At 67.4% G+C, this 16,964-nt stretch carries 21 protein-coding genes; 9 read left to right on the top strand and 12 right to left on the bottom strand.

The window, feature by feature from the left end; all coding sequences use genetic code 11:
* Positions 1-41 precede the first annotated feature (41 nt).
* The 9 genes from AC11WY_RS10380 to AC11WY_RS10340 are packed head-to-tail and all read left to right on the top strand — an operon-like array spanning position 42 to position 11,017.
* On the top strand, positions 42-275 hold the full coding sequence (locus AC11WY_RS10380) for a hypothetical protein (RefSeq protein ID WP_482925102.1): 234 nt from the start codon (positions 42-44) through the stop codon (positions 273-275).
* Positions 275-2,977, top strand: a complete 2,703-nt coding sequence (locus tag AC11WY_RS10375; protein ID WP_482925100.1) for a hypothetical protein — start codon at positions 275-277, stop codon at positions 2,975-2,977. The genes AC11WY_RS10380 and AC11WY_RS10375 overlap by 1 nt, the downstream gene beginning before the upstream one ends.
* A gap of 3 nt (positions 2,978-2,980) precedes the next feature.
* Positions 2,981-4,183, top strand: coding sequence for a DUF2460 domain-containing protein (locus tag AC11WY_RS10370; RefSeq protein ID WP_482925098.1), 1,203 nt, complete (start codon positions 2,981-2,983; stop codon positions 4,181-4,183).
* On the top strand, positions 4,183-5,091 hold the full coding sequence (locus AC11WY_RS10365; RefSeq protein ID WP_482925096.1) for a DUF2163 domain-containing protein: 909 nt from the start codon (positions 4,183-4,185) through the stop codon (positions 5,089-5,091). The genes AC11WY_RS10370 and AC11WY_RS10365 overlap by 1 nt, the downstream gene beginning before the upstream one ends.
* Entirely contained in the window at positions 5,088-5,552 is a 465-nt protein-coding gene (locus AC11WY_RS10360) for an NlpC/P60 family protein (protein ID WP_482925094.1), read from the top strand. The genes AC11WY_RS10365 and AC11WY_RS10360 overlap by 4 nt, the downstream gene beginning before the upstream one ends.
* On the top strand, positions 5,539-9,024 hold the full coding sequence (locus AC11WY_RS10355) for a phage tail protein (RefSeq protein WP_482925092.1): 3,486 nt from the start codon (positions 5,539-5,541) through the stop codon (positions 9,022-9,024). The genes AC11WY_RS10360 and AC11WY_RS10355 overlap by 14 nt, the downstream gene beginning before the upstream one ends.
* A complete protein-coding gene (locus AC11WY_RS10350; RefSeq protein WP_482925090.1) occupies positions 9,024-9,596 on the top strand; it encodes a hypothetical protein in 573 nt (190 codons plus the stop codon). Before AC11WY_RS10355 ends, AC11WY_RS10350 begins: the two co-directional genes overlap by 1 nt.
* Positions 9,597-9,650: 54 nt before the next feature.
* Complete coding sequence (locus AC11WY_RS10345) at positions 9,651-10,034, top strand: hypothetical protein (protein WP_482925088.1); 384 nt, start codon at positions 9,651-9,653, stop codon at positions 10,032-10,034.
* A gap of 50 nt (positions 10,035-10,084) precedes the next feature.
* Entirely contained in the window at positions 10,085-11,017 is a 933-nt protein-coding gene (locus AC11WY_RS10340; RefSeq protein ID WP_482925086.1) for a lysozyme, read from the top strand.
* Here AC11WY_RS10340 and AC11WY_RS10335 read toward each other — a convergent pair.
* The 12 genes from AC11WY_RS10335 to AC11WY_RS10280 form a co-directional block, all read right to left on the bottom strand.
* The gene (locus AC11WY_RS10335) at positions 11,011-11,700 is read right to left on the bottom strand and encodes a J domain-containing protein (protein WP_482925084.1); all 690 of its coding nucleotides are present in this window, start codon (positions 11,698-11,700) and stop codon (positions 11,011-11,013) included. The two genes, AC11WY_RS10340 and AC11WY_RS10335, sit on opposite strands and share 7 nt — an antisense overlap.
* 349 nt (positions 11,701-12,049) lie before the next feature.
* Entirely contained in the window at positions 12,050-12,208 is a 159-nt protein-coding gene (locus AC11WY_RS10330) for a hypothetical protein (RefSeq protein WP_482925082.1), read from the bottom strand.
* A 10-nt stretch (positions 12,209-12,218) separates the two neighbouring features.
* A complete protein-coding gene (locus tag AC11WY_RS10325) occupies positions 12,219-12,767 on the bottom strand; it encodes a hypothetical protein (RefSeq protein ID WP_482925080.1) in 549 nt (182 codons plus the stop codon).
* A gap of 1 nt (position 12,768) precedes the next feature.
* Positions 12,769-12,942 carry a hypothetical protein gene (locus tag AC11WY_RS10320; RefSeq protein ID WP_482925078.1) on the bottom strand — a complete coding sequence of 58 codons (174 nt, stop codon included), beginning with the start codon at positions 12,940-12,942 and terminating at the stop codon, positions 12,769-12,771.
* A gap of 52 nt (positions 12,943-12,994) precedes the next feature.
* Positions 12,995-13,918, bottom strand: coding sequence for a hypothetical protein (locus AC11WY_RS10315; protein ID WP_482925077.1), 924 nt, complete (start codon positions 13,916-13,918; stop codon positions 12,995-12,997).
* A 64-nt stretch (positions 13,919-13,982) separates the two neighbouring features.
* Positions 13,983-14,177: a hypothetical protein gene (locus AC11WY_RS10310; RefSeq protein WP_482925075.1), complete on the bottom strand. Its 195-nt coding sequence runs from the start codon at positions 14,175-14,177 to the stop codon at positions 13,983-13,985.
* Positions 14,167-14,340 carry a hypothetical protein gene (locus tag AC11WY_RS10305; protein WP_482925073.1) on the bottom strand — a complete coding sequence of 58 codons (174 nt, stop codon included), beginning with the start codon at positions 14,338-14,340 and terminating at the stop codon, positions 14,167-14,169. Before AC11WY_RS10305 ends, AC11WY_RS10310 begins: the two co-directional genes overlap by 11 nt.
* Positions 14,337-14,690: a hypothetical protein gene (locus AC11WY_RS10300; RefSeq protein WP_482925071.1), complete on the bottom strand. Its 354-nt coding sequence runs from the start codon at positions 14,688-14,690 to the stop codon at positions 14,337-14,339. The genes AC11WY_RS10305 and AC11WY_RS10300 overlap by 4 nt, the downstream gene beginning before the upstream one ends.
* On the bottom strand, positions 14,687-14,956 hold the full coding sequence (locus AC11WY_RS10295; protein WP_482925069.1) for a hypothetical protein: 270 nt from the start codon (positions 14,954-14,956) through the stop codon (positions 14,687-14,689). The genes AC11WY_RS10300 and AC11WY_RS10295 overlap by 4 nt, the downstream gene beginning before the upstream one ends.
* Complete coding sequence (locus tag AC11WY_RS10290; RefSeq protein ID WP_482925067.1) at positions 14,953-15,228, bottom strand: hypothetical protein; 276 nt, start codon at positions 15,226-15,228, stop codon at positions 14,953-14,955. Before AC11WY_RS10290 ends, AC11WY_RS10295 begins: the two co-directional genes overlap by 4 nt.
* Positions 15,221-15,463, bottom strand: coding sequence for a hypothetical protein (locus tag AC11WY_RS10285; RefSeq protein ID WP_482925065.1), 243 nt, complete (start codon positions 15,461-15,463; stop codon positions 15,221-15,223). The genes AC11WY_RS10290 and AC11WY_RS10285 overlap by 8 nt, the downstream gene beginning before the upstream one ends.
* A complete protein-coding gene (locus tag AC11WY_RS10280; protein WP_482925063.1) occupies positions 15,464-16,957 on the bottom strand; it encodes a hypothetical protein in 1,494 nt (497 codons plus the stop codon).
* Between the last annotated feature and the right edge of the window lie 7 nt (positions 16,958-16,964).

The raw sequence follows: 16,964 nt of genomic DNA, 5'->3' as shown, positions 1-16,964 counted from the left end.
CCCCGGCGTCGCGAAAGAGCTACGTCGACACCTTCAAGGAAATGGTCACCGAACTGGTCGCCGCCGGCATGAGCGGCGGGTCGTGGGATCAGGTCGAGCGCGAGTACGGGCTGGACCGTTACCGCGCTTTGCGTGATCATTGGATCAGGCATGGGCCGCCGGTCTATATGTCCGTCGCGCTCTACCTGGGGATGACGAAGCCGGAACCCGAGCAGGTGGGCTCGACGCCTGACGACATGGCGGCGCTGGTGGCGGCGATTAACGGGGCGCGGTGATGGTTGACTCAGTGATCGGCGGCATCGGCGTCGAGATCAGCGGCGACGCGACCGGCGTCCAGGCCGCGGCGACCGACACCAACGCCGCGCTCGATCAGGTCGTCGTCCACACCAAGACCCTCAGCGACGAATTCAAGATGATGGCCACGGCGGCCGAGGCCTCGATGGCCAAGGCCGTGAGCGCCGCGAAGGACACCGTCCTCCAGGTCCAAAAGACGGCCGTGGCCATGCGCGAGGCGCGCGAGGCGGTGATCGGCTTCGGCAACGCCCTGCTGGCGGCGTTCGCGGTCAGGGAGGTGATGGACTGGGCCCAGAAGATGGGCGAGTCCGGCGAGCGACTCGTCCACCTGGGGCAGGCGCTGGGCCTCACCGGCACGCAGATGCAGCACCTTCAGGTCATGGCGACCATGGGGGGCACGTCCGTCGAGGCGCTTGGCCACAGCGTCATGCGGCTGGATCGGGCCTACGATCAGGCCCAGCGCGGCAACAAGATGCTGGCGCAGGACTTCCACGCCATAGGGGTCAGCACTACCGAAGTCCGCGACCCGATGAACCTGCTGATGGCGACGATCCATGGGGTCGCCACCCACAGCAACGATACCGCCGTCTCGATGGCCCTGCTGGGCCGCGGCATGCTGACCAGCGCCGGCGTCTTCCACATGACCAAGGAAGAGTTGGACAACGTCAACGGCGCGATCGTGCGCTACGGCGTGGAGAATCAGCACGCGCTTGACGCGACCACCGCGCTCGCCCGGCAGATGAACGAAAACAAGGTTGCCATGATCGGCGTCGGCAACATCATGGCCGAGGTCTTCGCGCCGCCGCTGACGACCCTCGTCAGGGGCCTCAACGAGTTGGCGGCCAACTTCGTCAAATCCTACAACGCCGGTGGTCAGGCGAAGAAGGGGATGGACGATCTGGCGGTGGTCTCCCAGGTGCTGATCACCCTGGCCGCGATGCTTGGCGTCGGCTTCTACGACGCGGGGCTCGTCATCGTCCAGTCGATGAAGACCGCCTACGAGGCGGGCGAGTGGCTGCGCGCCAAGCTGGACGGCGACAAGGTCCAGATGCTGGCCGATCAGGTCGAGATTTCCTACGGCTGGATCAGCGTCGCCCGACACATCCAGGACGCCAGCGACTCACTCAACAAGTTCGCCGACGCGGAGAAGAGCGCCAAGGCGGCCGCTGGCGGCGTCGACTCCCTGGGCGGCCCCAAGGCCGACACTGGCGCGGGGGCTGGCGCCAAGGGTCAAGCCTCGAAGATGCAGGAGTGGCAGGAGCAGCTGTCGGACGCCGAGGATGCCATGCGGGGCAAGACGGTCGGCTGGCTCGCCGATATGTCGTCCTACGAGGCCGATTTCTGGCAGACCAAGCTGGCGTCGGCGAAAGCCGGCTCGGCCCAGTACCTGGAAATCCAGCGCAAGATCATGGAAGATCGCAAGCGCATGGAGGCCGACGCCGCGGCCGAACAGCTGGCGGGCGACAAGGCGGACATCGCCGCCTCGAAGAACAACTGGGCGCAGTCGCTGGCCGGGTGGCAGCGCTACGTCGACGACGTGGCCACGTGGTACGGCAAGGACACGAAGCAATATCGCGCCGCCCTGGCCGAGCAGGCGAAGGCGCTGCAAGAGCACAACACCCAGATGGTCGCCGAGACCGTCAAGGGTATCGAAGAGGCCACCAGCCGCGCGGTCGAGGCCCTGAAGGGCCAGCAGCAGATCGCCAAACTTGGCGAGGAAGAGCAGAAGCGCATCCTCGACGACAGGATCGCCATGGTCGGCGCGAGCGGCGCGCGGATTCACCAGATGAAGCTGCAACAGCTGCAAATGGACTTCGATACCGAACGGCAGTTCGCGGCCCAGGAAGAGGCCCTGAAAGAGGCCGGGCTGCGCAAGGAACTGGCGGCGATGGACGCCGCCGGCCAGAGCGAAACCAAGGAGCGCAAGGCGGTCTACGCCCAGCTGCTGGCGTTGCAGCAGGCCTACCAGATCGCCGCAGCGGCGGCGCAGACGACCTTCGAGAACGCCAAGGCCGACGAAACCCGCGCCAACATCGACCGGGTCGTGGGCGAGTGGCGCAGCGCGACCGCGCAGATCGTCAATGCGTTCGGGACAGGCGTCGACGGCATGATCACCCACGCCAAGACCTTCCAGCAGGCGCTGATGGGGGTAGTGGGCACGATCCGGCAGATGCTGATCCAGGCGGTCGAGAAGTGGGTCACCACCCAGATCATGGCCTTCGCCGAGGCGAAGATCGCCGCCTTCATGAACAGCCGCGCCCAGGTGGCCGGCGCTGCGGCCGTCGCCGACGCCAACGCCACCGCGTCCGCGGCCGCCAACCCGCTGACCTTCATGGCGGCGCCCGCCTTTGGGGCGGCGATGATGGCCGAGGTGATGGCGATCTCGATCCCTTCGTCCGAGGGCGGCATGTGGCGCGTCCCGCAGACCACCGGCGCCATCCTGCACAAGGACGAGACGGTGCTGCCCGCCTGGGCGGCCGACTCCTGGCGCAACATGGTCCAGGGCGGCAACGGACCCACCGACAACGCCGGCAGCCATCACACCTGGAACGTCCATGCCATGGACGCGCGCAGCTTCCAGCGCTTCTTGCGCGGGCCCGCCGGTCAGGTCATGGTCGACGAGTTCATCGACCGCCACCGCAACGGCGCGGGCGCGGGCATGCTCAACGGCGCGACGGGGTGATCCATGACGCTGAACCCCTACCTGCCCTTCTACTGGTCCAACCTCAGCGCGGTCTCGGCGCTTAACGCCAACCCGACCTTCGACATCTACCCGGCCAGCCCAGGCGAGCCCGTCGGATGGTTCAGCAAGGGCGGCACGGCCGTTCGCGTGCCTGGGCTGGACGGCCCCTGCGCGGTCCAGCTGGCAGGCCCCACGGTGGGCTCGGGATCGGCCCATGCGATCTACCAGCGCTGCTTGGTCGACTTCCCGATCTCCCCCCTTCCCGGCTGGTACGTGCTGGAGGCGCATTTCACCCTGGTCGCTGGCGCGATCGACGACGCCTTCATCACCATGAACTGCTACGAGGCGGACGGCTCGACCAGCACCGAGTCGCTCAGCGTGCTGTTCGCCACCGATCCAGACGCGGGCGGGGTGATCCAGGGCGCCGGAACCGTGGGCGACACCTACGCCTACCGCACGGTGGTTCAGGTCCAGAACCCGCTCAGCGCCTTGGGCCAGCTTCAGTTCGGGCTGCGCACCTCGGGACCGGTCAACAGCGACACCATCAACTTCCACCGGGCGGACGTGAGGCTGGCGACGCCGGCCGAGATCGCGGCCGCCAATCAGGTGCAGGCCTATCCGGTGCTGCCGATCTTCCCTGGCCAGAAGGTCGATGGCGTCGAAATGACCCCGGTATGGAACACCAAGGTCAAGACCTCGGCGTCAGGGCGCCGCCGGGCGACCCAGTATTACAGCATCCCGATCTGGGACTATAAGATCGACCTTGAGGTTCTACGCCACCGGCTGAACAACGACGAGGTCGCGGGCCTGTTCGAGTGCTTCAACACCTGTCAGGGCCAGCAGGGCGCGTTCCTGTACTACGACTCCAACTTCAACGCGGTGCAGGCTGAATTCATCGCCACCGCCGACGGCGTCGAGACGAGCTACCAGCTGAGCCGGTCGATCAACACCTGGACCGAGCCCATCTACGCGCCTTTCGGGGTCAGCCTGTACGGCGACGGGACGCTGATCTCGCCGTCGCTCTACACGGTGGGGGACCTCGGCGTGGTGACCTTCATGAGCGCGCCGACCATGGGCGCGGCGCTGACGTGGTCGGGCAGCTACTTCATGCTGTGCGCCTTCACCGCTGACCGGCTGCCTATCAAACAGATTCAGCCTGGGCTATGGTCCGGGTCGATCCCCTTCGCCAGCTTCAAGCCCAACTGATGCGCACCCCCATCGACAGTCTGGCGGCCGGCGCGGGCGCGACAAAGGCCCTGCTCGACAGCGGCGTCGACTTCGAGATGGCGGACCTCTACACCATCACCCTCAACGGTGGCGGCGTGGTGCGCTGGAGCGGCGCGGACGTGCCCATCACCTTTCAGGGCGTCAGCTGGGGCTCACCGCTGACCTGGGGCATGGGCCCGGCCATCGACCGCGGCAAGATCAGCCACAAGACCGGCCTGGAGGCCACCACCCTCGATCTCGACATCATGGCCACGCCGGCGGACCTGATCAACGGCGTACCGCTGCTGCCCTTCATCGCCGGCGGCGGGTTCGATGCGGCCAGCATCGTCATGTATCGGGCGGTGATCGCGGCCTGGGGAGACGAGCCGACCGGGCTGGTGATCGACTTCGCGGGCCGGATCACCGAGATCAGGGAAATGGGCCGCTCCGAGGCGACGGTGCGCGGTTCGTCCTGGACTGTGCTGTGCGACGTCAACATGGGCCCCGACTTCTACCAGTCGCCCTGCCTGAACACGGTCGGCGACGCCAACTGCACGGTCAACCTCAACGCGTTTCGCGCCACCGGCACGGTCGGATCAGGCGGCCTGTCGGTCAACGGCTTCAACTCCAACCTGACCGCCGCCGACGACTACTACACCCAGGGCAAGATCGTCTGGCTGACCGGGGCTAACGCCGGGACGAGCCGGGCGGTCAAGAAGTTCTCGCACACCAGCGGCGCCTTCCAGATCGCCCTGCCGATGGCCGAGGTTCCCGTCGCGGGCGACACCTTCTACGCCTTCGCCGGCTGCGATCAGACCAAGACCACCTGCGCCAATCGCTTCAGCAACCTGATCAACTTCCGGGGTCAGCCGTTCATCCCGCCGTCGATCGTCGGGAGCCCGCTGTGACCGCCTTCAGCGTCGACCGCGAGCGCGCCGTCCAGGAGGCCCACGCCTGGATCGGCACGCCCTACCACCACCGCGCCTGCGTCAAGGGCGTCGGCGTCGACTGCGCCCACCTGCTGATCGGCGTCTTCCACAACATCGGCCTGATCGAGAAGGTCGACACCGGCCACTATCCGATCGACTGGCACCTGCACCAGACCGGCGAGCGGTTCGCGTCCTTCATGAACGACATGAAGCTGGCGGCCGAGATCGACGGCGCAGACGCAACCCTCGGCGACATCGTCCTGTTCCGCTATGGACGCGCCTACAGCCATTGCGGCATCATGGTCGGCGGATCACGCATCGTGCACGCCTATCGGCCCGAGGGCGGGGTGGTGGAGGGGGACATGGATCGCCACAGCGATCTGAAGGGCCGTGAGCGCCGCTACTTCAGCTGCTGGGCGGCGAGCTATGGGCGGCTCTAGCGCCGGCAAGGCGCCGACCCGCTACGCCGGCATCCAGGTTCAGACCAGCGCCTCGGGGCTGGTGATCCCGATCGGCTGGGGCACGTTTCGGACCAAGGCCAACCTGCTCTGGTACAACGACTTCGTGGCCATCGCCCAGACGGCGGGCAAGGGCGGCGGCAAGGGCGGAAACGGCCCGACCATCGGCTACAACTACAAGGCCGACGTGATCCTCGGCATCTGCGAAGGCCCCATCGTCGATATCCCCACCATCTGGGTCGACGCCAAGGTCTACGCCAGCCCGCCCGCGCTCGCGGCGCCGGGCTACGCCGGCAGCTACCTGATCGGGCAGAAGTTCGCCTCGAAGTCCAACAAGAGCGCGACGGCCCAGGCCGGGCTGAGCTTCATGGACGGCAACCTGGGGCAGGCCGTCTGGTCGGTGGTCACCTCGAAGTATCCCGATCAGGCCATCGGCTACAGCGGCATCGCCTACTGCTACGCGACCCACTACGTGCTCGACTCGACGGCGGGCACGCCGAATCACAGCTTCGAAATCCAGTCCAGCTTCACCCTCCAGGCCAGCCTGCATCTGCCGGACGCCAATCCGTCCGCCGTGGTCACGGACTTCTTCACCAACACCAAATATGGGCTGCCGTCGTGGCCCAGCGGCGCGATCGACACCGGCACGCTGGCCACCTACTCGTCCTACTGTCTGGCGGCCAACCTGCTCGTCAGCCCTGTGCTCGACCAAGCCCGCACGGCCAACGACTTCCTGACCGAGCTGTTTATGGCGACGAACACCATGGTCTACTGGTCCGAGGGGCTGCTGAAGTTCTGCCCCTACGGCGACACCACGGTCACCGCCAACGGCGCCACCTACACGCCGAACCTGACCCCGGTCTACGCGCTCGACGACGGGTCGTGGCAGGAGGGCCACGACGCCGACCCGGTGAAGATCGACCGGAACGACCAGTCGCAGGCCTTCAACATCGTTCAGATGGAGTATTACGACCGGACCAACAGCTACAATTCGAACATCGCCACGGCCCAGGACATGGCGAATATCGACCAGTTCGGACGCCGAAAGAAGGACCCCGACACGGTCCACGTGATGTGCGACCCGACATGCGCCCAGAACGCCGCGCAGCTGTGGCTCCAGCGCCAGCTCTACGTGCGCAACACCTTCACCTTCACGCTGCCGTGGAATTACATGCTGCTGGAGTGCGGCGACATCGTCTCGCTGACCGATCCCGGCCTTGGCCTGAACGGCTATCTGGTGCGGATCAACCAGATCGACGACGACGAGGACGGTGGCCGCCAGATCACGGCCGAGGACGTGCTGCCGGGCATCAGCCATGCGCCCGAGTACAACAGCCAGGACAACGGCGGCTTCGCGACCAACCGCGGGCTCGACTCAGGCTGGGTCGAGTCGAACCTGATCATCCAGTCGAACGACGCAACGACCGCCACCTGGACTAAGACCCACGCAGGGGTGACCGCCAGCGGCACGTCAGACCCGTTCGGCGGGTCCACGGCCCAGACCCTGACGGCAGCGGCCACTGGCGGCTCTGGGGCCTCTCACAACGACCAGATCAACGCCACCTGCCTCGACGGCGCCACGGGCACGCCCTACACCTTCAGCCGCTATCTGAAGGCGGGCACGTCCCACCTCGTCAATCTGGCCTTCGGCGTCTCCGGCGGGACCGGCGTTACCTGTCAGTTCGACCTCAACGCCGGGACGGCGGCCACGGCAACGGCGTCTGGCGGGGCGAGCGACCCGGTCGGCGAGATCGACTCCGAGGGACTGCCCACGGGCTGGTATCGCTGCTCGATCAGCGGGGTGCTGCCCACCGGCCACACCAACTGCGGCGGCTTCACCTTCGTTTGCAACAGCAGCGGCAACCAGAACTACAGCGCGGCCGGCACCGAGTCGGTCTACGTCTTCGGCGCTCAGCTTCAGCCTGGGCCAGTGGCGACGCAGTATTGCGCGACCATCACCAACCCGGCGGTCCCCTTCCTGTTCAACCCGCCCAGCGCGCTCTACCAGGGCAACGTCCAGGTGGCGGCGGCCGTCGCCGGCGCGGACCTGACGGCCTGGGGCGGCTGCAACGTCTGGGTCAGCGTCGACGGCAGCAACTACAGCCAAATCGGCACCATCACCGCGCCGTCCAGGTTCGGCTTCCTCACCGCCGATCTGGCGTCCGGTTCCGACCCCGACACGGTCAATGACGCCTACCTCGACCTGACCCAGTCGAGCGCCGACCTCACCACGACCTCGCAGGCTGCGGCCGACGCCTTCTCGACCCTGATCATGCTCGATGACGAACTGATCGGCTTCGAGGTCGCCACCCTGCTCAGCCTGCCCTACCAGTACGAACTGGAGACCTATCTGCGCCGCGGGGCGCTCAACACTCCGATCGAGGCGCACACCGCCGGCGCGCTGGCCGTGCGCTGCGACGGATCGCTGTTTCAGTTCCCCTACATCCCGGCCCAGATCGGGCAGGTGGTGATGGTGAAATTCCAGTCGTTCAACCACTGGGCCAACGGCGTGCAGGACATCAGCCAGTGCGCCGCCTACCCCGTGATCCCCTTCCCTGTCGGCTCGACCGGAACCTCGACCTGGACGGCCGTGGGCACCCAGTTCAACGCCGCCGGTCAGTCCATCCCGGCGATCGTCATCACCGGCGTCAACGACAACCCCAACGCCTCGGCGGTGGAATTCCTCTACCGGGTGACCGGGACCGCCAACTGGTCGAGCGCGGGCAACTCGCCGACCACGGTGGTCCGCAAGGAGATCACCAGCGTCACCACCAACACCACCTATGACGTGGCCTATCGCGACGTCGTCAACGGCGTGGCGGGCTCGATCACCCTGTGCGTCGGCTCGCCGGTGACCGTGGGCGTGCTCAACGCCACCGCGCCGGGGCCTGGGGACATCGTCGTCGCCGACTCCTCGCCCGGCTCCAAGACCGTGACCTTGCCGGCAGGGACCTACGGCCACGTCGATATCTCGCTGACCGGCCCAGGCGGCCACGGGGCGGTCACCAGCAGCGGCGGCAAGGGCGGATCGGTCACCTACGTCGGCGGCGGCGGCGGGGAGAACCGGACGGTCACGTCCGTCGCGGTGACGCCGGGGGTGACCACCCTCACCTACAACGTCAGCAACACCATCGGCACCGCCAGCACGGTGTCGGCGACCGGCCCGTTCTCGGCCATGTCGGCGCACAGCGGCACGTCCGGCGCGGGGCTCTCGCAGGGCGCGGGCGGCACTGGCGGCTCGGGGGGCTCTGGAACCAACGGCCGCGCCGGCGGCCTGACCAACAGCTGGGACGGCGGCGGCGCGGGCCTCGGCGGCGGCGACCAGACGGTCAATGGCGAAGGGGGCACCACGCCGGGTGGCGGCGGCGCCGGGGCGGCGTATGATGCGACCCATGGCGTCTACGTCGTCGGCCCAGGCGCCGGGGGCCAGATTATCGTGACAGCGAGGGCGTGATGGTTCGGCACACCGACAACTACGACGAGGCCAGCTGGTCGACGCCCGGCCACAAGAATCGCCACGTGCGGCTGAAGTACGCGACGATCTCCGAGACCCTTGGCGAGTGGCGCGCCGGCAATGCGGCGATCGGCCGGATCAAATGCCCGGCCTGCGACTATCTGGAAGCCCACCAGGACGAGGACCCGATCGCCGTCGAGGCCTATGTCTACGATCACCCGGAATGGGGACCGTGGGTGCTCTGCGAGATCATCCAGAACACGCCCGACAACAACAATGCGCACAGCCACCGCTACGGCGTCGAAATCTGCGCGGCGGTCCAGCACGACGCGGCGATATCGCTGATTCAGCACCCGTTCGAGAGCGTGCGCCAGCCGCTTCAGAACATGATGTTCAACCCCAAGACGCGCTTCTATAGCCCCGCCGCGCTCTACATCGTTTTGAGCTATATCAACGCTCACCACCCCAATCCGCGCAGGTTCCTTTCCAAGCCAGCTGTGCAGTCGAAACTTCCGGCCGATCTGGACGTTGATCTTTTTGCCGCACCCGACTTCGAAGAGGCCGCCCCTTGATAAGCCAGCCCAGGTTGATCAAAGTCCCGACGGTAACCGGCCGGGGGGCTCTGCATGTCCACGCATACACCGATCGGCTTCTGGGCCGGTGTCGCCGGGAGCGTGGCGGCGGTTCTGGCGGTCGCGGGCACGGCGATCGAGTGGGTCAGGCGCCGGATCAAGGAACGCGCCGACCGCTGGCGCTCTCGGTTCGCCTCGTTCGACGCCAAGCTGGAGGTCGAGGTCAAGGCGCGGGAGGCGGCCATGCTGATGCTGCGGACTGAATTCGACGGCAAGCTGGAGGCGGCCGCGACGGCGTCGACCACAGCGGTCAACAAGATCGAGACCAGGGTCGGGCGCATCGAGCGCAGCATGGCGCGCCGTGACGACGTCGGCCGCGTCGAGGGCAAGGTCGACCAGCTACTGACGGCGATGGCGGTCCCGCGCAAGCGCGACTAGCCGAGCGGCGTTGGCCGGTCTATCCTCGGGCAAACAGCCTGGGGGCTTCCATGGACATCCGCGCCGTCCCACAGATCGCGGTCGACTTCATCACCCGCGCCGAGACCGAGGTGCTTCGGGTCTACGACGACAAGCAGCCGGACAAGGTGCTAAGGCCCGGCGACGTGGTCCTGGGGACGCTGACGGCCGGGACCGGCCACACCGGCGGCCTGACCATCGGCATGACCGTCACGCGCGAACTGGCGGCCTACTGGCGCGCCGCTGACCTGGAGACCGCCGCTCAGCGGCTCTACGGCGTGGTGCACGGGCCGATCATCGCCGCGCTCAGCGAGCACCAGTACAGCGCCCTGCTGTCGTTCGTGTTCAACCTGGGGGCCGGGGCAAGCTGGACCATCTGGAAGGTGCTCAATGCGAACAGGCTCGATCAGGTCCCCACGCAGATGCTGCGGTTCGACAAGCAGGTCGTCGACGGGAAGGCTGAGGTGGTCGCGGGCCTGGACCATCGCCGCATGGCCGAGATCGCGCTTTGGAAAACGGCCGACGCGGCGGCGATCACGTCTACGGTGGTCCCGTCGGCCGAGGCCATCGCGGCTGGCGCCCAGACCGTCGTCACGCCAGGGCGCGACACCGTGGGCGATGCGATCGCCGTGCTCCAGGCCTCTCCCACGGCGCCCCCGCCGTCCAGCGTCACCCGAAACGGGTCAACGCCGCCCACGCCGGCGGCGATGAAGCCACTGGCCCAGTCGAAGAGCTTCCTGGCCCAGTGCGCGACGGCGATCGGCGGGATGGCGGCCGCTGCGGCGCCGTTCATTGATCAGCTGCACCGAGGCCTGAATTCCATCGACGATGCGATCAAACCCTATACCGACGGCAACGCCCACGTGGCGCAGATCGAGTCGATGTTCGTGATCGGGCTGGCCGGGACGGCGGCGCTCAGCGTGATCCTGACGATCCGCAAGCAGATCGCGATGACGAATCAGTAGGTGTCGCGGAAGGGGAAGCTGATCCCACTGGGCCGCACAGTGGTCCAATCGCGCATGATCTGCTGACCGGTGGTCAAAGACAGCACCCGGTCGAACCGGTAGTCCATCGCCTCGAAGATCGCCGCCACGCGGACGTGGGCGCGCTCGTTGCGGGGGATTTCGACGTCCAGCGCGCGCTTTATCTTGGTGCGGATGTCGGCCAGCCCACGCTCCCACATCGGCTCGTCCTGGGGATTTTCGCCGGACAGCTCGCGGGTTTTCTTCATCCGCGCGGCCAGCTGGTCCAGCCGGGCCAGTTCCCGCTCGCACTTGGCCTTTTCGGCGTCGATCTTCTGAAGCGCCTCGGCCAGCACCAGCCTGATCCGCTTGGCGATGTCCTCGTGGTCGAAGTCGAGGCTGTCATTCCCGATCGTCAGTCGGATGATCCGCATGATCGAACTGGCGACGATCCGCTCTTCCTCGTTGGTGGCCGCGAAGACGTCGTCCTCGCCGGCGTCGTGGCGCGAGCGGCGCTCGCGGTTGCCGAGGATGGCCATGGCCGTCTGGACATCGACGAAGGCGTTGGTGTCGCCGCCGGCGTCGGGGTGGGTGCGCTTCACCTCGCGGCGGTAGGCGTCCCTGATCTCGTCGTCGGTGGCGTTCTGGTCGACGCCGAGCACGTCGTAGGGGTCAATCTTGGGCATGCGTGATCCAGCATCGAGGGGTGGGTTTGCGCCGCTGTGGGGGCCAGCGGTTGATATAGGTCGGGATGCAGCGGGCGTGGGCGACGGCCATGGGGCCATCTGGAAAATACAGGTGGCCCTCGATCATCGGCTCGCCGCAGCGGCGACAGGTGATCACCGCCGCCACGGGTCGGTCCCGTCGTCATAACCGGACCCGCCGCACCAATGGCAGGGGACGTCCTCGCCTCGGTCGGCGAACACATAAATTCCCGGCGCGCACGTAAAGAGCGGCACAATCCCGGTCCCGGCGCACGCCCGGCAGCGCGGACGCTTTGGTCTCCAGTCGTCAGGATCGCCGTCGTAGGCCACCTTAAGGCGCCTCCTGCTTCGAGCATGCCGCCTGGGCCTCGGTCAGCCGTCGCGCGCTCTGACGTCCCCAGGCCGGCTCGTCGACCGCCAGCCACTGTTCGAACGCCGCGGCCAGATCGTGGCCCAGCGCGGCATCGAGGGCGGTATCCAGTTTCGACACGCTGACGCCTTTAGGGGGAAGCGGTTCCGGGGGGACCGCCGCTGTCACCTGCGGCGGGCAAAGGGGCTTGGCCGCTGGCGGTAAAGGCGGCTGGATCAAAGATGGCGGCGAAATCGTCGCCGTCGTCCCGCACGCTGACAGCAGCGCCAGCAGCGGCAGGACCAGGAGGGGTTTTCGCATTGGTCGCTCCACAGATCGCACGCCCCATCTGGTAGGCGCTCGACACCTGGGCGCGGGAATAGGCGTCGGTCGTGGCGATCTGCTTGGCGGCGGTGTCGCGGGTGGCCGTGGCGGCGGCGCGGCATTGCTGAAGCTGAGTCGACCATTGGCTGAAGGCGCCCTTGTCGAGGCCCGCCTGGGCGGCCGCGCCCTGCTGGGCGGCCTTCGCCGTCAACTGCGGGATCGAGGCCTCCAGGCGGCTCAACTGTCCGCCGAGCGCCCACGGGGCCTTGTGCTCGTAGCTGACCCCGGCGCCGAAACCGATCGCGACCAGCGCAGCCAGTCCCGCCAGCTTGGCGATCAGGTTCCATGGGATCGCCGAGGCGACGAGACCGGCCATGTCAGTCGGCTCCCCGGTCGCTGGGTTCCCACTCAAGACAGAGGTAGTGCGTGGGCGCTGCCTCGCCCGTGGTCACGACCTTGATGTGCGCTTGGCCCTGCAAGAAGGCCTCAACGAAGTCTAGCGCCAGCGCAAGGATGCGCTCGGCCTGCTCGGCGTGTTTGTCTTCGGCCATGATGGGCTCCTGGTGAAAGAGGGTGGGGCGACCCGACGGCCGCCCCTTAGTCTCAGGTCAACGGCTCGGGCGCGACCGAACTGGTCGTCGCCGGTTCGGCCCCATCCGCCGCAGCGGGGCTTGCAGGAACCGCCTCGGACGAGTCGGCGGCTGGGTCAGTAGCCGGATCGCCCGCAGGGGCCTCAGCGACGCTCTGCGGGGCCGTTTCGGTCGAAGCCGGCTCCGACGGGGTCTGCGCCTCTGTCACCGGGGCCGTCCCATCGGTAGACGGCTCGCCAGCAGGCTCCCCATCAGTTTCCCCACCCGACCCCTCTGGCGGGGTGACGGTGGGTTCCCCAGCCGACGTCGATGGCGACGCCGGCTCGGTAGGGGCCTCAGACGTGGTCGTCGAGCCATCGGATGGCGGTGACGACTCCCCCGACGAGTCGGTCGAGGGCGCTTCGCCGGAACCATCGGCCGGGCTCGGGGACGAAGACGCCTCGCTGGGGGGCGCCCCTTCCGGCTCGGCGCCACCAGTGGTCGAAGGCGTATCGCTCGGAGTCGGTCCATCCGTCGTCGGTTCCGATGAAGCCGGGGGCGAGTCGGCAGTCTGGCCCGTAGTAGGGACCGAGGCGTCCCCGTCGGACGCCGCTGCCGCCGGCGTCGAGCCATCGACGGACGGTGTCGCGGGCTCGGTCGCGGTAGGGTCGGTGTCCGGCGCGTCGGTGTTGACGTCGGTGTCGATCTGGTCGCCGAGGGCCGAGGCGTCGGTGGCCAGCGCCGCCAGCGCCGCTTGCAACTGCTCCTGGGTGACGTAGTCGGCCAGCTTGGCTTCGACGGCCGCTTGCAGGTCGTCGGCGCCGCCGACCGCCAGGGCGGTTTTCACCGCATCGTCGATCTGGGCGTGCTGGTCGGTGTGCAGGTTGTTGGCCATCGCGGTGCGCAGGTGGTTCAGCGCCACACCGATCTTCGCCAGCGCGATCTTGATCTCTTCCATGGTCTCGTTCCTGGTGGCTGAGTGAGGGCGGCGGGACGCCACGTCGTCGCCCGTGAAAGGGGTCTCAGAGAAGGGATGGGCCCTCCAACCTCGCCAGGATCGCCGCCATCACGGCGAGTTCCTTGTCGGCTTCGGCCTGCGTCATTCTGCCAGCTTCGACCCGGCGAGGATAGACCCGCTTGCGCATCAGCAACTCCCGCTTCGCACAGGCGATCATATCGGTCAGCGGGACGTCGGCGGGGCGAAGGTCAGCAGCCATGGCGAGCCGCCTCCAGCCGGGCCTTCTCGCGCTCCTGCTCGGCCCGCAACGACGCGATGGCGTAGGCGTTCGCCGCCGCTGGGCCGCCAAGGGCCGCCGCCAGCACGTTCAATTCCTGTATAACCACCAGCCTGACCACGCGCTCGATATCGTAGGTGTTCATCCGTCGAACCCCTTCCCTCCCCGCTCGACCGCGCGGGTCGAGTCGGAATATCCCTTGCCGATGGGGGCTGCCTGCTCCAGCTGGTCCAGGCAGCCGTCGATGGTGTCGATGAAGCCCTGCCTGATCACTTCCCTGGTCTTGCCGACGGCGCCGGTGTCCCAGGCCAAGGTGGTCAGCGATCGTAGCGCGCCGCAGAGCGCTGCCCGCACGATCGGCCGCACGTCGAAATCGCCGCCGTCCGCGACATCCTGGTCGACCGCCTCTTTCATGGCCCCGACCAGGGCCAGCCGGACGGCCGCGTCGCACAGCGCCGCGCGGGACTGGAATTTGGGGTCCTGGGCCTCGCTCATTCGACCGTCTCGAAGGTGACGTGGAAGGCCGTCAGCGGCCGGTTGGGCAGACCGTCGTCGCGCAGCGGACGCACCGTCGAGGCGGTCTTCCATAGGGTCATGGCCTCGGTGAGATCGGCGAACCGACGCGCTGATGGCCGGTGGGTCGTCCAGATCACCTGCTCCTGCGGGTCGTCTGGGTCGAAGGTCATCAGAAACCACGGAGCGTGGCTGACGTCATGGACGGGCCCGTCGGCGGTTCCGGCGCAGATCATCAGGACGCTCATGCGTCGTTCTCGGCAGGTTTCGCCAGCAGTTGCTGGGCGCAATGGTTGATCTGCTTCAGGCAGATGGTGCGCACGTGGCCGACGGTGCGCGGCTGGTCGGGCCCCATGCCGTGGTTGATCACGAAGCGGGTGAACGCCATGGCGATCCCGCCGGCGATGAAGGCCGGATCGGCCCCGTGCTCGGACATGAAGATGTTGATCACCGTGGTCACGGCCTCGTCGGCCGCCTGGGCCTCGGCGATCTGCTTGGCGGTGATGGCGCGGTCAGGCATCGTCAATAATCCAAATCCCAAACTTGGCGGACCGCCAGACTCCCCGCGCGAAGATATTCCAGGGGCCCGACTCCTTACCGTCGATCGTGCGGTTGAGCACCAGCGCTCCGTCGGAGGTCACGTAAGCGCCAGACGCTTCGCAATGCCGCGTGAAATTGTGCTCTGCGCCGCCGACGGGCATGGTCAACTCGACCCGATAACCCGCCTTCCTGATGAGGCTGCGGGAAGCGACCATCTACCCCTCCACCCTCGACGCGACGTTCGCCGCCTCGGCGACGATGTCCTTGATGTTCTGCGGCTGGCCGTCGTAGCCGGCGCTCAGCGCCAGCCGCTTGAACATATCCTTCACCGAGGCCGGGTGCGCCCTGGTCAGCCACAGCAGGAAGAACTGCCAGTCGTTGTCCGGCCGCACCGGGTCGTTCTTCAGGGCCGTCGTGACGTCGTAGGCCTTCTGTTTGGCGGCGACGACCAGCTCCGCGTTCTCGCCCAGCGCGTCGATGACGGTCGATGTGGCCTTCTTGATCACCAGCCAGCTGTCGGCCGCCTCCAGCGCGGCGTCGAACACGTCGAGGGCTTCCTGCTCTTCCGGCGTGATCTCGATCTCGTCCTCCTGAACCTCAGCGTCCACCGCCGTCGAACCAGCGTCGGACGGCTGCGACGATTGCGTCTGGGTAGAGTCCGGCTGGGCCAGCGAAGCGGCCTGCGCAGGCGTGGCAGACGCCGACGTAGTCCTGGCCGACTCCGCAGGTTGGGCAGGCCCAGCCGCGTCGGCCAGCACGATAGGGTCGGCCCGCTTCGTCTCGGTCACCTCCCCGGTCTTGGGGTCGACCGTCTCGTTGGCCGCCACGCCCGCCTGGGCGAACGCGCCACCGAGGCCGGGCCCGGCGATGGTCGGCTTCTGCTGGGCCAGGATGTCCTCGACGGTCGCTTCACCGTTGACGATGGCGGTGAACATGCCCGCCAGCACCACCATCTGGTCCAGGCCAATGTCCTGCTCGGCCGTGCCGCCGATCAGCGAGAAAACCTGGGCGGGCGTGACGCCCTTGTCCTTGAAGGCCTGGATCAGCGCCACGCGGCGCGCGCCCAGCGTCTTCTCGTCGCCACGGCAGACGGCCAGCGCCTTCTCGTAGGCGACGTTCCAGAATTGGCGCGGAATCCCTTGCAGGATGGCGTTGCGCCGAGCGATGGCGCAGGCGGCGTTGCTGGTGGTTTGGATCATGTCGGCGTTGAACACCTTGCCGGCCTTGTTGGTGATCCGGCGCCGAATGTGAGTGCGCCCGATGACGTTGCTTTCGATGTCGTGAAAGATACCCTCGGCCTCGACGTAGCCCGCCTTGTAGTCCACCGCGACCACTCGCGAGTCGCTGTTGGCGTTTTTCCACATTTGCAGCGCCAACTCGGCGAAGCGGACCGACGGGCCGATGATGGCTTTGCCGTCGCGCGGAAGGCTGTAGATGCTCATTTGGGCGGACGGCGTGTCGTAGGTAGCCAACTCGACCATGTTCCTGATGGCTTCGCCCACCTTGCGCGGGCGCCTTGCGGCGAGGTCGGCCTGACGGTTGAACAGCGAGTCATTCAGCGCAACGGCGAGGGCAGAGTCGAGCCCCCCTTCGAGGATGCTGCCATCGGCGTCGATGGTCGCCAGCGCCCGACCAAGGCCCTCTTCGAGTTTGGCGTCGTCGGCCGGGGGTGGGGCGTTTTTGGTGGTATTCTGGGGGGCTTTCGCCACGGTCTGC

Source organism: Solirhodobacter sp. (assembly GCF_964715405.1).
Note: the sequence above shows the minus strand (reverse complement) of the source record. Positions and strands in the feature narration are given on the sequence as shown.

Bases quoted from the DNA above. Each gene is read 5' to 3' on its own strand.
- AC11WY_RS10380 (WP_482925102.1), top strand. From the start codon at position 42: ATGGTCACCGAACTGGTCGCCGCCGGCATGAGCGGCGGGTCGTGGGAT.
- AC11WY_RS10375 (WP_482925100.1), top strand. From the start codon at position 275: ATGGTTGACTCAGTGATCGGCGGCATCGGCGTCGAGATCAGCGGCGAC.
- AC11WY_RS10370 (WP_482925098.1), top strand. From the start codon at position 2,981: ATGACGCTGAACCCCTACCTGCCCTTCTACTGGTCCAACCTCAGCGCG.
- AC11WY_RS10365 (WP_482925096.1), top strand. From the start codon at position 4,183: ATGCGCACCCCCATCGACAGTCTGGCGGCCGGCGCGGGCGCGACAAAG.
- AC11WY_RS10355 (WP_482925092.1), top strand. From the start codon at position 5,539: ATGGGCGGCTCTAGCGCCGGCAAGGCGCCGACCCGCTACGCCGGCATC.
- AC11WY_RS10350 (WP_482925090.1), top strand. From the start codon at position 9,024: ATGGTTCGGCACACCGACAACTACGACGAGGCCAGCTGGTCGACGCCC.
- AC11WY_RS10345 (WP_482925088.1), top strand. From the start codon at position 9,651: ATGTCCACGCATACACCGATCGGCTTCTGGGCCGGTGTCGCCGGGAGC.
- AC11WY_RS10340 (WP_482925086.1), top strand. From the start codon at position 10,085: ATGGACATCCGCGCCGTCCCACAGATCGCGGTCGACTTCATCACCCGC.
- AC11WY_RS10335 (WP_482925084.1), bottom strand. From the start codon at position 11,700: ATGCCCAAGATTGACCCCTACGACGTGCTCGGCGTCGACCAGAACGCC.
- AC11WY_RS10325 (WP_482925080.1), bottom strand. From the start codon at position 12,767: ATGGCCGGTCTCGTCGCCTCGGCGATCCCATGGAACCTGATCGCCAAG.
- AC11WY_RS10320 (WP_482925078.1), bottom strand. From the start codon at position 12,942: ATGGCCGAAGACAAACACGCCGAGCAGGCCGAGCGCATCCTTGCGCTG.
- AC11WY_RS10315 (WP_482925077.1), bottom strand. From the start codon at position 13,918: ATGGAAGAGATCAAGATCGCGCTGGCGAAGATCGGTGTGGCGCTGAAC.
- AC11WY_RS10310 (WP_482925075.1), bottom strand. From the start codon at position 14,177: ATGGCTGCTGACCTTCGCCCCGCCGACGTCCCGCTGACCGATATGATC.
- AC11WY_RS10305 (WP_482925073.1), bottom strand. From the start codon at position 14,340: ATGAACACCTACGATATCGAGCGCGTGGTCAGGCTGGTGGTTATACAG.
- AC11WY_RS10300 (WP_482925071.1), bottom strand. From the start codon at position 14,690: ATGAGCGAGGCCCAGGACCCCAAATTCCAGTCCCGCGCGGCGCTGTGC.
- AC11WY_RS10295 (WP_482925069.1), bottom strand. From the start codon at position 14,956: ATGAGCGTCCTGATGATCTGCGCCGGAACCGCCGACGGGCCCGTCCAT.
- AC11WY_RS10290 (WP_482925067.1), bottom strand. From the start codon at position 15,228: ATGCCTGACCGCGCCATCACCGCCAAGCAGATCGCCGAGGCCCAGGCG.
- AC11WY_RS10285 (WP_482925065.1), bottom strand. From the start codon at position 15,463: ATGGTCGCTTCCCGCAGCCTCATCAGGAAGGCGGGTTATCGGGTCGAG.